The organism is Collinsella aerofaciens, from assembly GCF_020181355.1.
Lineage (GTDB): Bacteria > Actinomycetota > Coriobacteriia > Coriobacteriales > Coriobacteriaceae > Collinsella.
The window spans coordinates 1,158,593-1,170,493 of sequence record NZ_CP084004.1; the positions used below are offsets into that span (position 1 = coordinate 1,158,593).

Annotated in this window: 10 protein-coding genes; 8 read left to right on the forward strand and 2 right to left on the reverse strand. The window is 60.0% G+C overall.

Going from position 1 to position 11,901, the window contains the following annotated elements:
- The first annotated feature begins 174 nt into the window (after window positions 1-174).
- Complete coding sequence (locus LCQ44_RS05010) at window positions 175-2,124, forward strand: NAD(P)/FAD-dependent oxidoreductase (RefSeq protein ID WP_225093206.1); 1,950 nt, start codon at window positions 175-177, stop codon at window positions 2,122-2,124.
- A 99-nt stretch (window positions 2,125-2,223) separates the two neighbouring features.
- On the opposite strand, the gene LCQ44_RS05015 is transcribed toward LCQ44_RS05010, so the two are convergent.
- Complete coding sequence (locus tag LCQ44_RS05015; RefSeq protein ID WP_225093207.1) at window positions 2,224-2,916, reverse strand: FadR/GntR family transcriptional regulator; 693 nt, start codon at window positions 2,914-2,916, stop codon at window positions 2,224-2,226.
- 234 nt (window positions 2,917-3,150) lie between these two features.
- Between LCQ44_RS05015 and LCQ44_RS05020 the strand changes: the two genes are divergently transcribed.
- Window positions 3,151-4,512: a GntP family permease gene (locus LCQ44_RS05020; protein ID WP_225093208.1), complete on the forward strand. Its 1,362-nt coding sequence runs from the start codon at window positions 3,151-3,153 to the stop codon at window positions 4,510-4,512.
- Between the two features lie 108 nt (window positions 4,513-4,620).
- Window positions 4,621-6,399 carry a dihydroxy-acid dehydratase gene (ilvD, locus tag LCQ44_RS05025; protein ID WP_225093209.1) on the forward strand — a complete coding sequence of 593 codons (1,779 nt, stop codon included), beginning with the start codon at window positions 4,621-4,623 and terminating at the stop codon, window positions 6,397-6,399.
- A gap of 187 nt (window positions 6,400-6,586) precedes the next feature.
- Here the strand turns inward: ilvD and LCQ44_RS05030 are convergent, their stop codons facing one another.
- Window positions 6,587-6,928, reverse strand: coding sequence for an arsenate reductase family protein (locus tag LCQ44_RS05030; RefSeq protein ID WP_006234747.1), 342 nt, complete (start codon window positions 6,926-6,928; stop codon window positions 6,587-6,589).
- 520 nt (window positions 6,929-7,448) lie between these two features.
- Between LCQ44_RS05030 and LCQ44_RS05035 the strand changes: the two genes are divergently transcribed.
- The 5 genes from LCQ44_RS05035 (at window position 7,449) to LCQ44_RS05055 (ending at window position 11,820) form a co-directional block, all read left to right on the forward strand.
- On the forward strand, window positions 7,449-8,888 hold the full coding sequence (locus tag LCQ44_RS05035; protein ID WP_225093210.1) for an MDR family MFS transporter: 1,440 nt from the start codon (window positions 7,449-7,451) through the stop codon (window positions 8,886-8,888).
- 3 nt (window positions 8,889-8,891) lie between these two features.
- On the forward strand, window positions 8,892-9,398 hold the full coding sequence (locus tag LCQ44_RS05040) for a CBS domain-containing protein (RefSeq protein WP_006234745.1): 507 nt from the start codon (window positions 8,892-8,894) through the stop codon (window positions 9,396-9,398).
- A 174-nt stretch (window positions 9,399-9,572) separates the two neighbouring features.
- Complete coding sequence (locus LCQ44_RS05045; protein ID WP_006234744.1) at window positions 9,573-9,881, forward strand: MGMT family protein; 309 nt, start codon at window positions 9,573-9,575, stop codon at window positions 9,879-9,881.
- Window positions 9,882-10,465: 584 nt separating this feature from the next.
- Complete coding sequence (locus LCQ44_RS05050) at window positions 10,466-10,801, forward strand: hypothetical protein (RefSeq protein ID WP_006234743.1); 336 nt, start codon at window positions 10,466-10,468, stop codon at window positions 10,799-10,801.
- 5 nt (window positions 10,802-10,806) lie between these two features.
- Window positions 10,807-11,820, forward strand: a complete 1,014-nt coding sequence (locus LCQ44_RS05055; protein ID WP_263633761.1) for a site-specific integrase — start codon at window positions 10,807-10,809, stop codon at window positions 11,818-11,820.
- The last annotated feature ends 81 nt before the right edge of the window (window positions 11,821-11,901 follow it).

Here is an 11,901-nt window from a genome sequence, read left to right on the forward strand (position 1 = left end):
AAATACGGACTGTTTTGGCTGGCAAAAGTCTCATCTACTCCGTATTCCACCGCAACTTTTTGTGGGGATTGGATTAAAGGCGGGGGAGTGCGAGCGGGTACGGACGCGGCGGTTGCTGATACGATAAGTACGTTAGCAACTGCCGCCGAGCGGCTTAAACGAAAGGAAGCCTGTATGGAGTCATCCGCCTACCCGATGCTCTTTAGCCCGATCAAGGTCGGTACGACCGAGGTCAAGAACCGCGTCTTTATGCCGCCGGTATCCACGAACCTGGCCGATCATGGCTATGTGACCGACGACTTGGTCGATCATTACCGTGCCCGTGCCAAGGGCGGCGTTGGCCTCATCATTACCGAGGTCGTGACGGTCGAGCCCACCTATACCTATCTGCCGGGTGACATGTGCTGCTACGACGACACGTTTATCCCCGGCTGGGAAAAGCTCGCCGCGGCCGTCCACGAGTATGGCTGCAAGATCATGCCGCAGCTCTTCCACCCCGCCTACATGGCCTTTAACATTCCGGGCACGCCTCGCCTGATCGCTCCGTCCTTTGTGGGCCCGTCTTACGCCCGCGAGGCACCGCGCCCCATCACGGTCGACGAGATTCACGAGCTCACGCATCAGTTTGGCGACGCTGCCGTGCGTATGCAGAAGGCTGGCGTCGATGGCGTCGAGGTCCATGCGGCGCATGCCCACGGCATGCTTGGCGGCTTTTTGACCCCGCTCTACAACAAGCGTACCGATGAGTACGGCGGCTCGCTCGACGCCCGCATGCGCTTTTTGCTCGAGGTCATCGCCGAGATTCGCGAGCGCTGCGGCAAGGACTTTATCATCGACGTCCGCATCTCGGGCGATGAGTACACTGATGGCGGCCTGACCCTCAACGACATGATCTACGTCTCGCGTCGCCTGGAGAAGGCCGGCGTCGACATGATTCATGTGTCGGGTGGCACCACCATCAAGCGCGGCTCCGCAATTCCCGCCGCCGGTACCCAGCAGGCCTCGCATGCCGCCTGCTCGCGCGAGATCAAAAAGCACGTCAACATTCCCGTCGCCACCGTCGGTCGCATTAACGAGGCCTGGATCGCCGAGGAGCTGATCGAGGACGGCGCTGCCGACATCTGCATGATGGGCCGCGCCAATCTGTGCGATGCCGAGTTCTGCAATAAGGCCGCTGCCGGCAACGCCGACGATATCCGCCCCTGCATTGGCTGCCTGCGCTGCCTGAACGGCATCATGTTCGGCAAGCGCATCTCCTGTACCGTCAACCCGGACGTGGAGCGCGACGAGGCTGGCTACGAGCCTGCCGCCGAGGCCAAGAACGTGCTCGTTGTGGGCGCTGGTCCTGCGGGCATGGAGGCAGCCTACATTGCCGCCAAGCGCGGCCACAACGTGGTGCTCGTGGACAAGCAGGATGAGCCGGGCGGCGAGATGCGTATCGCGGCCGTTCCGCCGGCAAAGCAGGAACTCACCCGCGTGATCAAGTATCAGTACCGTCGTCTGGCCGAGGCCGGCGTGAAGTGCGTATTTGGCACCGAGCTTACTGCCGAGGACATTCAGCATGACTACGCGGGTTACGAGGTTGTCCTGGCTTATGGCGCCGAGCCCATCGCTCCGGCCTTCATGCAAGGCTTTAAGCAGGTTATGACAGCTGACGACCTACTGGGTGGCAAGGCTTTCCCGGGCAAGAAGATCGTCATCGTGGGCGGCGGCACCGTTGGCTGCGAGACGGCCGATTACCTGGCCCCGCTGGTCAACGACCTGTCGCCGGCCAACCGCGATGTCACCGTCATCGAGATGACCAAGACGCTCGCCGCCAACGAGGGCGGTGCCGATCGCGCGGTGCTCATCACGCGCATGCTCTCCAAGGGCGTTCACGTGCTGACCGAGGCCAAGGTGACCGAGATTACCGAGGACACTATCAGCTACGAAAAGGACGGCGAGGTCCACACCATCACCGGTGCCGATACGCTGGTGCTTGCCATGGGCTATCGTCCCAATACCAAGCTGGCCGACGACCTGGCTGCAGCCGGTGTTGCCACCCACGTGCTGGGCGATGCCCAGAAGTGCGGCAACATCCGCGATGCCATCGGCGATGGCTACAAGGTTGCCTGCGAGCTCTAGTCAACCCCTTTGCACCAATCGATTGCAAAAAGCGGCGGCTGCCCTGTGTGTTGGGCAGCCGCCGCCTGCGTTTTGCCAAAGAAAGATTATTGTCGGGCCCTAAATGCCTTTTGCTTCTGCTCCCTCCGCAATCATGTTGCGGTTATACACCAGGTGCAGATACATCGCGTCGTGCGCGGCGGTGGGATTGCGCGAGGCGATGGCGTCGGCCACATCGCGGTGCGTGCGGATAGTTTCCTCGACGAGCTTTTTGCCAGTCACGTCGATAAAGAGGGGGACGGATGCCTTGAGCACGCCCATCAGGCGGGGAACGACGAGGTTTCCGGAGCTCTCGGCAATGGCATTGTGGAACGCGGTGTCGGCGGCGGAGTAATCCTCACCGGCCTCGGCCAGGCGCTCGGATTCGTCGCAGAGCTCTTCGATACAGACGACCTGATCGTTGGTTGCGTGCTCGGCCGCCATGCGTGCCATCTGCGGCTCGATCATAAAGCGCACCTCGAGTAGGTCGCGCGCCAGACGCTGCTTGTCGTCAATAAAGGTAAAGCCCAGCGGGTCGTCGGCAACGCCGGGGTTTGACGCCACATAGGTGCCCGAACCCTGCTTAATGCGCACGATATTGCGCGACTGCAGCAACTTCATGGCTTCGCGCACGGTGCTCCTGCCGGCGCCCAAGCGCTCGACCAGCACGGTTTCCTTAGGCAGGCGATCGCCTTGCTCAAGGTGTTCATCCAGAATCAATTGAATGATTTTCTCCGATATTTGCTCGGGGAGTCCCGATTCGCCGCGGGCCATAGCTATACCTTTCAATACAGAATTCATCTGAGCTATTTTAGCGCACCACGGATGCGATATTGGCCGATGGATTTGAGTCGGGCGGCTTAGATATACCGTTCGCAGCGCAAATACGACCGTTTACCAAATACATCAGATGTATTTCGGACAAATTTCAAAATGAAACATCAGACTATTCCAAAACACGCTATAGTCATCAGACGAATTCAAAAGGTCTGATGAATTGGAGGAAAGATGTCAGACCCAACGTTTATGGCTGATCCCACCAGGCTGGTCATCGCCGCCATCGTGGGCATCGCGCTGCTGCTTGCGCTCATCATCAAGTTCAAGCTGCACCCCGTGCTGTCGATGATGGTCTCGGCGCTCGTGATCGGTATCGGTGCCGGCATGCCGCTCGACATGGTGGCAGACACCGTCACCAAGGGCGTGGGCACCACGCTGCAAAACATCGCCTTGCTCATTGGCCTGGGATCGATGTTTGGCCAGATTTTGGAGGAGAGCGGCGGCGCCAAGAAGATCGCCCAGACCTTCATTGACGCCTTTGGCCAGGGCCACTCCAGCTGGGCGCTGGGCATCACCGGTTTGGTCATCGGCACCACGGTGTTCTTTGAGGCGGGCGTAGTCGTTTTGATTCCGCCTGCGTTTAGCGTGGCATCGCAGACCAAAAAGTCGACGCTCTACTACGGCATCGCGCTGCTCGCGGGACTTGCCGCTGGCTATGCGTTTGTGCCGCCATCCGCCGGGTCGGTTCTGGTCGCCGGCACGCTCGGTGTCGACCTGGGCACCATGATCCTCGTCGGTATCCCCACCGCCTTTATCGCTATGGCGATTGCCGGCGTCGTGTGGGGCCGCAACGTGGGCGGTCGCATTTTTACCGATGTTCCGGAGCACTTTACCTCTGCCGAGGGTGCGAGCGATGAAAAAGAGCTTCCCTCCTTTGGCATGGTGCTTGCCATCGTGCTCACGCCGCTTTGTCTGATTTTGCTGGGCACGTTGTCCTCTTATATCCCCATGCCCGCCGAGCTCGCCTCGATTCTCGCCTTCCTGGGCAAGCCGTTCGTCGCTTTGACGCTTGCCACGCTCGTCGCGATGTATCTGCTGGGCGCGCGCCGCGGCTACTCCGGCGCCGAGCTCAAGGCCCTGCTCGACCGCTCTCTTAAGCCCGTCGGCATGATCTTGCTGGTTATCGCCTGTGGCGGCGTCATTCGCTGGATGCTGCAGGACTGCGGCTTGGGCCAGGTTATCGGCCCTATGCTCGAGGCCTCACCGCTGCCTTTGGTGGTCGTTGCCTTTTTGATTGCCGTCATGGTGCGTGCCTCTGTCGGCAGCTCCATCGTCGCTATGACCATGGCATCGGGCATTATGGCCGCCATGCCTGCGGTTTCCGGAGCCTCAGTGCTCATGCGTGCCGCTATCTGTCTTGCTATCTGCGGCGGTGCCACGGCCCTCTCGCACGTCAACGATGCCGGTTTTTGGATGTGCTCCTCGTTCCTGGAGATTGACGAGAAGACCACCCTCAAGTCCTGGACCGTTATGGAGACGCTCATCGGCCTTTCGGGTCTTGCCTGCGCCCTGGTGATTTCGTTCTTCGCCTAGTTCGTGTAGCTAAGCATCTTTTGCCGAGTGCATCGCTCGGTACCCATTTACACCTGATTCATTAACCAACGATTGGTACAACCGTTCAAACCAAAAGAGGAGAGCACCATGGACGAGAAGACCAAGGCACAGATTCAGCAGGAGGCAGCCGACCTGGTTGCCAAGCTGCAGCCGCGTTCCGGCAAGTTTCGCACCATCAGCCCCGAGATGGACCCGCTGCGCCTGGGCTCTGGCTGGTCTATCGAGGATCTGGACAAGCCGCAGGTCATTATCGAGTCGACCTTTGGCGATTCGCACCCGGGTTCTGCCGGCCTGTTCGAGCTGGTCGAGGAGGTCCGTGCCGGCGTTGCCGAGGCTGGCGGTCACGGTGCCCGTTACTTCTGCACCGATATCTGCGACGGCGAGGCCCAGGGACACGACGGCATTAACTACTCGCTGCCCAGCCGCGACATGATCGCCAACATGATCGAGATCCATGCCAAGGCCACCCCGTTCGACGCCGGCGTCTTTGTCGCCAGCTGCGATAAGGGCCTGCCTGCGAACCTCATGGCCATGGGCCGCATCAACATCCCCTCCATCGTCGTTACCGGCGGCGTCATGGATGCCGGTCCCGATCTGCTGACCTTGGAGCAGCTCGGCGCGATTTCTGCCCGCTACGAGCGCGGCGAGATCTCCCGCGAGGAGCTTGAGTTTGCCAAGCACAACGCATGCCCCAGCTGCGGCGCCTGCTCCTTTATGGGTACCGCCTCGACCATGCAGGTCACGGCCGAGGCCCTGGGCCTTATGCTCCCCGGCACGGCTCTGCTGCCCGCCATCAGCTCCGACCTGCGCGAGTTCGCCCGCGAGGCCGGCCGTCAGTCCGTGTGGCTCTCCGAGCACAACCTGTGCCCCCGCGACATCGTGACCAAGGAGTCCTTCGAGAACCTCATCATGGTCCACGGCGCCATTTCGGGCTCCACCAACTCGCTGCTGCATATCCCCGCGATTGCCCGCGAGTTTGGCATCGAGATGTCCGCCGACGACTTCGATCGTCTGCACCGTGGCGCTCACTACCTGCTTAACGTCCGTCCCGCAGGCGAGTGGCCGGCGCAGTTCTTTTACTATGCGGGTGGCGTGCCGCGCATCATGGAGGAGATCAAGTCGATGCTCCACCTCGATGTCATGACCGTCACCGGCAAGACCCTCGGCGAAAACCTCGAGGACCTTAAGAACAACGGTTACTACGAGAAGTGCGGTCGTTACCTTGAGAAGTGGAATCTCAAGCGCGAGGACATCATCCGTCCGTTTGACCAGGCCTTCGGCACCGACGGTTCCATCGCCATCCTCCACGGCAATCTTGCTCCCGAGGGCGCGGTCGTCAAGCACACCGTCGTTCCGCGCGAGATGTTCCAGGCTACGCTCAAGGCCCGTCCGTTCGACTGCGAGGAGGACGCCATTCACGCCGTCCTGACGCACGAGGTCAAGCCCGGCGATGCCGTTATCATTCGCTATGAGGGACCCAAGGGTTCCGGTATGCCCGAGATGTTCTACACCACCGAAGCTATCGCCAGCGACCCCGAGCTGGGCGCGAGCATTGCCCTGATCACTGACGGCCGCTTCTCCGGCGCCTCCAAGGGCCCGGCTATCGGTCACGTTTCGCCCGAGGCCGCTGTGGGCGGTCCGATTGCCCTGATTGAGGAGGGCGACCTTATCCGAATCAACATCCCCGAGCGCTCGCTGTCCATCGTGGGCATCGCCGGCAAGGAGATGGAGCCGGCCGAGGTCGACGCCGTCCTGGCCGAGCGCCGAGCCGCTTGGAAGCCCAAGGCTAATCGTTACACCTCCGGCACGCTCAAGTTCTTTATCGAGCATGCAGTTTCCGCCATTCAGGGTGGCTACATGGAGTAGCGCCCATGCGCATCAAATATCTCCTCTCATAGATGCGCGGTACAAAGAGCCCCGAGCCACGTCACCGGGGCGCGTTGTTCAGCGCCGCCGGGGCGCTCCACTCAAACGACAAGAGACGTCTTACGCAAGCGCCCGCGTCCGTGGATAAAACCACGGGCGTGGGCGCTTCACTTTATTCCCAGCCGCTTTATTCCCAGCCCTTCCACACGTCAGGCTCGTAGCCAACGGTTGCCTGGCGGCCGTTGCGAACGATGGGCTCACGAAGAATCTGCTGGTTATCGAGCACCTTTTCGAACTTCTGGTCGGCAGCAAGATACTGTACGAGCGCAACCGTGTCGGCATCTTTCGCCTTTGGATCGATCACAGCGTCGATCCCGCCGACGGCGCGCGCCACGCTTTCGAGCTCGCCTTTGCTCATCCCCTTTTCCTTCAAGTCGATGAACTGGAACTTCACACGACGTTCCTTGAAATAGCGCTGCGCCTTCTTAGTATCGAAGCTTTTCTTCGTGCCGAATATCTGGATGTTCATACGTACCGCCTTCGCTCAATTCTCGTCCGTTCATGATACGACAAGGGAGCCGAGCAAAAACAGAGCAGGCGGAGATGGAGGAGGACGGCGACCGACCGTCGGCAAGAGTCGGCCGGATCGGACTGGCGCCCAGCGCGCGCCGGCGACACGCTCGCAGCTGCACACATAGCCGATGTACAAGCTCGCCGCGGCGTTCCCTCGCCCCGCGGTGTGGCGATAGAGAAGCACGCCACCCGTCAACGATGGCGCCTCGGTGAAGAAAATCAACGTCTGGGTTACATCCCTTGAAAGGGGCGAAGACGGCTGCTAGAATGCCTCCCCGCTATGAAGGATTTGACCAAAGCATACATCGCAATTCGGCGGCCCCTGGTATACGGGGCCTCTCCTGTTGTTCCCCAAGTGCGCTCTGAGCAGCCGCTTTCTTCCTGTCGTATCTGATGCACGCATAGCACGTGCATGTTATTTCGCCCGTGGGCCGGCGCGCCTTCGGCGAAGAATCGAATAGATACGAAGGAAGCTTATGTCTGATAATTGTACGGTCGCGCCCGCCAATGGGCGCATTACCGGTACCCAGATCAGCATCGTCGCGGTCGTCGTCCTGGGTGCCTTCTTGGCGCTACTGAACCAAACGGTGATGTCGCCTGCGCTGCCGGTCATCATGTCCGATTTCGCCATCGATGCCTCGACTGCCCAGTGGATCATGTCCATATACCCGCTGGTGAGCGGCATCATGGTCCCCGTTTCGGCGTTCCTTATCGACAAGTTCAGCACCCGCGCGCTATTCTTCGGGGCGACGCTGGTGTTCGCGCTGGGCACGCTGCTGTGCGCCGCAGCCCCTGATTTCCTGTTCCTCATCATCGGTCGCGTGTTGCAAGCGGCGGGCTCAGGCGTGCTCATGCCGCTTGTCTCGGTGGTTCCCATGCTGGTGTTCCCCGTCGAGAAACGAGGAACGGCTATGGGCATGGCGGGCATCGTCATGTCGGCGGGTCCCGCGGTCGGCCCCGTCGTAGGCGGCGCGGTGATCGACACGTACGGCTGGCGCACCATGATCGGCGCCATCGTCCCCCTCGCAATTCTCGTGCTGGTGCTGGGCGTGTTCATGCTGAAAAACGTGGGCGAGCTGAAGAACCCCAAGCTCGACCTGCCCTCGGTCGTCCTCTCCACCATCGCCTTCGGCGGACTTCTCTACGGGTTCTCGAGCGCCTCGTCGATGGGTTGGGGCAACCCCGTGGTGCTCGGCTCGATCGTCGCGGGTGTCGTGTGCTTGGTGCTGTTCGTCGTACGCCAGGGCAAAATCGAGGACCCGCTGCTTCAACTGGGCACGCTCAAGACGCGCGAGTTCCGCGTGGCCGCCATCATCGTCACGCTCATCAACGCCGCATGCCTGGTCACCAACACGCTGTTGCCGTTGCTGCTGCAAACCTCGCTTGGCGCTTCGGCCTTCGAAACCGGCATGGCCATGCTTCCCGCCGCGGCGGTGGGCATCATCATCAGCCCTATCTCCGGCGTGGTGTTCGACAAGTTCGGTCCGCGTGCCATCTCGATCGTCGGCCTGGCCCTCATGACCGGCGCCCTGTTCCTGCTCTCGCTTTCGACGGTAAACACGCCCATCTTGGTGGTTGCGCTGTTCTGCATGCTGCAGTCCGCCGGCCAGTCGCTCGCGAACATGCCGGTGAACACATGGGGTGTCAATGCCTTGAAAAATGACATGATCGCCCACGGCAACGCCATCGCGAACACCGGCCGCCAGGTCGCCGGCGGTTTGTGCACGGCGCTCATCATCACGGTCATGACAGGCGTCACCGCGTCGGCCGGCGTCGATGCGAGCATCCAAGTAGCCACCGCCGTGGGCGCGGGCGTCGCTTACAAGGTGTGCGCGGCAATCGGCCTCGTTTCCCTTATCTGCGCCATATTCAGCGTGCGCACCAAGAAAACCGCACCGAAAACGAAGGAGGCATAAGCGATGTCCGAGATTCTGTCCGAGCGCATCCCGCTCGAGCTCGAGGGGACGCCCGTTTCGAGCATCATGATTGAAGAGCCGTTCACCTGCACGCAGGATTGCACGATTTCCGACGTGGTGCGCATGCTCGCCGAAAACGAGGTGAGCAGCATGCCCGTAATCGATGAGCGCAACCAGGTGGTCGGGTTCATCTCCGACGGCGATGTCATGGGAGCCATCGCGCAGCATCGCGCTCACACCATCTTCACGGGCGGCGACGCGTCCATGCTGTACTTCGACGATCAGAGCCTTGAGCAGCGCATCGAAGACCTGAAGGATCGCTGCGTCATGGATTTCGCGACGCGCCAGGTAGTGTGTGCCCGTCCCGAGCAGAGCATCGCCCGCGTCGCCGCGCTGCTGGCGAAGAAGAAGTTCAAGAAGCTTCCTGTGGTTGATGACGAGGGCAAACTCGTGGGGGTCATCCGCCGCTCCGCCATCACCAAATACATCTTCGGCATCCTTTTCCAATAGGGGCAGGTCGCACTTGAGGCGAACATCTCGAGGCATCGAGCCAGCAACTGGACTAGACAACCTTGACACGCACGCGCTTTCCCTCGATGCTTCGGTAAGGGGAGCTGCGAAAATCGCAGTACGGGTGATCGGTGCCGCGCCCCCGAAGGCAAAAGCGAACACGGGAGCGATACGATGGGAAAAGTCCTGGACGAAGATTTGGTTTATGAGATTCTCTCCGTCGTGGCAGAGATTCCGGCGGGATGCGTCGCCTCGTACGGTCAGATAGCGCGCCTCATCGGCAGGGAGAAAAACTCTCGCCTGGTCGGAGCGGTGCTGAGCGAGGCGGATCGCTACGGAGATTATCCCTGCCACCGCGTCGTCAACCACGCGGGACGCCTCGCGCCAAACTTCCCCGACCAGCGAGCACTACTGACGGAGGAAGGAGTCGCCTTCCGAGACAACGGCTGCGTCGACATGAAAAAGCACCAGTGGAACGAGTAGCCAGGCAGCGTAGCGTCGAAAGGAGCGACGCCACGGGGAACGACCTGCGCCCCGCCGCCGGACAACCTATGGCAAAGTGACACGTCCCACAAAGAGCGGCGCACCAGTACGAGACACGACCGCGACGTAAAAAGACCCTATGATACTCGTAAGCATCTATCTGATTGCCCGCCTCGAGGTACCCAAAGAACGAGAGATGCCGAAACCCCTAGACAAAGAAAAAGGTCGGGAGCTTTTATGCTTCCGACCTGAAGTTTCATGGTCGCGGGGGCGGATTTGAACCACCGACCTTCGGGTTATGAGGTCGCTACGACGTTGTTTCATTCAGACATTTCGACCCAAATTGAAGTCAATATAACTCCAGGTCATTTGATGTTTTCATAGATTTACGAAAGAAAAGTACGCGGAATAATTCGACCCAAATTCGACCCACAACGAGCTTGAAAGCGGTCAGGCGGAGCATTACCCTTGGGGTGTGACCCCACGCAGGGCCCACCACCAAGGGTAATGCCCACTCGCCCCAGCCCTTTGCGCCATTCCGCGCAACCGAGCGCGATTCTCAGGCACTTCAGGCAAGGAACACGATGAACGACCGACCTCTCGTCATAGGCAAAGGAACGAAGCAACGCCGCGACAAATACACGTGGCGCTACCGTCACAGCCTCGGCAAGGATCCGGTCACGGGCAAATACCGCTATTCGCCGTGGCAGACCATACATACCACCAAAAGCCGAGAGGTCGACGCCGCACTCGAAGCCTACAAGGCAGAACTCAACAGCGGCACCTACGTCCAAAAATCGAGGGACACCGTCGGCTCGTACGCAAAAAAGTTCCACGACAACCGCGAAGGAACCATCACGCCGCTCGCCTACTCGACATCCTACTCAATCGAGAACCGGACGCGCACATCACATGCGTGATGCCCATGCTCGACACCGACATGAGAAGGGCAGAAGCCCTCGGGATGACGTGGTCCGATGTCTCCGTCGAGAACAGAAGCATCCTCATTGAGCAGCAGTTCGCGGCCGATCGAAGCGTTCGCTCGCCCAAAAGCAAGAAAAGCGTGCGGAGGATCTCGATAAGCGAGACGCTGACGTCGTATCTCGAATTCTGGAAAAAGGAGCAGGCCCGCGAAATGGAAGCCTTCGGCCTGGAACAAGTCAAAGGCACTCCGCTCGTCCACTCATTCGAACGAACGAAAGACAGGCATCCCCAAGTCAACTTCATGGACCTGAATGGGTTTTCGCGCTGGTTCAGAAACTTCAGCGTCGAGAACGGGTTCGGCAAGTTCGAAGGCGTTCGAACATACCATTATGTGAAGGAAACTGTCGACGGGGAAACGATTTCGAAGCGTTATGAGCATAAAGAGTGGCTCGAATTGAGGGATTACCTCAGGAAGCATCCCAAGGTTCGCGAGGCGAGGCATATCAGCACATATGAGAGCGAGCACCTTCCTTACGGATATTCGGGCCTATCGAGCCACACCGCTACTGCCGCTACTGCCCGCTACTGCCCGCCAGCTTCCGAACCAGCGGGCGGTAGCAGCACCCCGAACATCTCGCCGACAGCGCAGAGAGTCGTCGACCTGGCGGCCAAGGCCGACATCGAGGACGTGATGCTGTGCGACCTGCCCGGCGTCCTGTCCTTCCTAGGGCTGCCACCTGAGACGGAGATGCCACCGGGCAACAAGGGGAAGACGAAGCTCAAGAAGCTCTACAGGAAGGTGGCGCCGAACAAGGCATACCACTCCGGCGAGCGCGCCAAGGATTTGATCTCGCACCTCGACATGGCAGAGATCAGGGCATCGGCGCCCGTCCAAGAATTGGGATGCAGTTCAATACGAGCTCGGGGCTCTTTTCGTCTAGATTGGGGACGCATGGCCGGACGAAAACAATTTGCGTCTGGTAATAAGCGTACGAAAGCGCAATTTACGTCTTAATTCCGTACGCAAATCAAGACGAAAATCGTTTACGTCTGCTTTAATCCGTACGAAAACGGTTTTCGTCTTGCAGGGCAGTTG